This is a genomic window from Blastocatellia bacterium (assembly GCA_025055075.1).
Lineage (GTDB): Bacteria > Acidobacteriota > Blastocatellia > HR10 > HR10 > HR10.
Genome location: JANWYV010000041.1, coordinates 1 through 1,894, shown reverse-complemented (window position 1 = coordinate 1,894; position 1,894 = coordinate 1). Strand labels below are relative to the sequence as shown.

At 61.7% G+C, this 1,894-nt stretch carries 1 protein-coding gene; it reads left to right on the top strand.

What is annotated here, in order from left to right; genetic code table 11:
- Positions 1-1,114, top strand: a 1,114-nt coding sequence (locus NZ746_10235) for a CHAT domain-containing protein (protein ID MCS6817741.1), incomplete at its 5' end; no start/stop codon positions are given.
- Between the last annotated feature and the right edge of the window lie 780 nt (positions 1,115-1,894).

Sequence of the window (1,894 nt, the reverse complement as noted above, 5' to 3'; positions counted from 1 at the left end):
GCTCGATGAGCGGACGGCGCTTTTGGAATACGTGCTCGGGCGAGAGGGAGCGGTTCTTTTCGTCGTCACGCGGGATGGCTTTCAGGCGATTCGTCTCGGGGCGGTGGCGGAGATTCGAGAGTTGGTGGAGAAGCTGCGAGCCGCGATCGCGCAAGGGCCGTTGCGGGCGGCGTATGTGAACTATGTGGCGAACGCTCGGTTGCTCTATCAAGCGTTGGTGCAACCGGCGGAGAAGTGGCTCGCGGGCAAGCAGGAGCTGATCATCGTGCCCGATGGGATTTTGTACTATCTGCCGTTCGAGGTGCTGTTGGCCAAGGGGGAGCTGACGACGGAGGATCCGCGCCGCTTGCCGTACCTGCTGAAGACGTATGCCGTGAGCTATGCGCCGTCGGCGAGCGTGTGGGCCAGTCTGGCGCGCGAGCCGATGAAGCCCGTGCAGAAGACGTTGCTCGCCTACGCCGATCCCGTCTATCGAAAGGTGGAGGCGGAGAGCGCAGTTGGTCGGGCTTTCGGCAGCGCGTTCGGAGAGGTGAGGAGCCTCTCGCCGTTGCCCCACAGTCGTCGGGAAGCGCAAGAGATCGCGCGACTCTATCCGCGAGCGGAAGCGGTGGTCTACGTGGGCGCGCAAGCGCGAGAGGAGAACGTGAAGGGCGAGAAGTTGGACGAGTTTCGGTTCATTCATTTCGCGACGCATGGGCTGCTCAATGAGAATGCGCCGCAGTATTCGGGGCTTGTGCTGACCTTGCCTTTGGCCCTTCGGGATGCGCGGGAGGATGGATTGCTGCAGGTGTACGAGATCTTCAACCTGAAGCTGAATGCGGAGCTGGTGGTGCTCTCGGCTTGTGAGACGGGATTGGGCAAGCAAGTGCAGGGCGAAGGGCTCGTCGGATTGACCCGCGCCTTTTTGTATGCAGGAGCGCGGGCCGTCCTGGTGAGCTTATGGAAGGTGGCCGATGTCTCGACGGCGGAATTGATGGTGCGGTTGTATCGGCATTTGAAAGCGGGCCAATCGAAAGCCGAAGCCTTGCGACGCGCGCGCTTGGAGCTGCTGCAAGAGGAAGGATTCGTGCACCCCTTCTATTGGGCCCCCTTCATCTTGGTGGGCAGATCGTGAGATGAGGCCTACGAGTGGCTGCTCGCGGACGTTCGTCGCTTGTGGCATTGCGCGATCGTATCGTCGCCGAATTTCCGCGGATCGGATGCTCGTGGACGTTCATCGCCCTTCCTCCCAAGCGGAAGATCGCGGCGGCGCGCGATGCGACCGGTAGCCATCGAATGGTCGAGAATCGCTTGGGCCGCTGGACGAGTCGCGATTGGACGAGCGGCGAAAGGTCGTCCTCAACCTCTCGCCATCGGATAGACTCGCTCGGGCGGCTGGACGGATCGCAAAGGGCCGTTCTCGACTTCTTGCTATCGAACGGTCGAGGATCGCTCGGGCCGAGCCCGTGCGAGTCGAACGCGAGCGAACTCTTCGGCTGCTGCGCCTTTCGTTCGGCGTTTCGCGCGGCGTTTTTTCGATGCTGCTGCAATTGGGTTTCCATCTCGATGTTTGGAATCGTCTGCCGTTGGAGCCGTTCGAGCGTACGGCAGGCGAACGCCGGGAGTTGCTCTGCGCTCTCAATGCTGGGAGCTGTCGTAGAGGTGCGATCCCGAGGCGAATCGTTGTCCCGTTTCGCCTCGACGTTTGGAGGCGCCTCTTGACGCGCGTGGGCGCGTAGCAAAATTGAAAAGCCGCGAGGCGGCGAGAAGCGATGGAGCGAGCGCTTTGGGAAGTCGGCGAATGGCTTTCGCTCCGCTCACGGAAAGTCTCCTCGACGCCTCGACGGTGCGAACGTTCAATGCGGTGGCGGTGTAACTCAGATGGTTAGAGCGAGGGATTCATAACCCCTAGGTC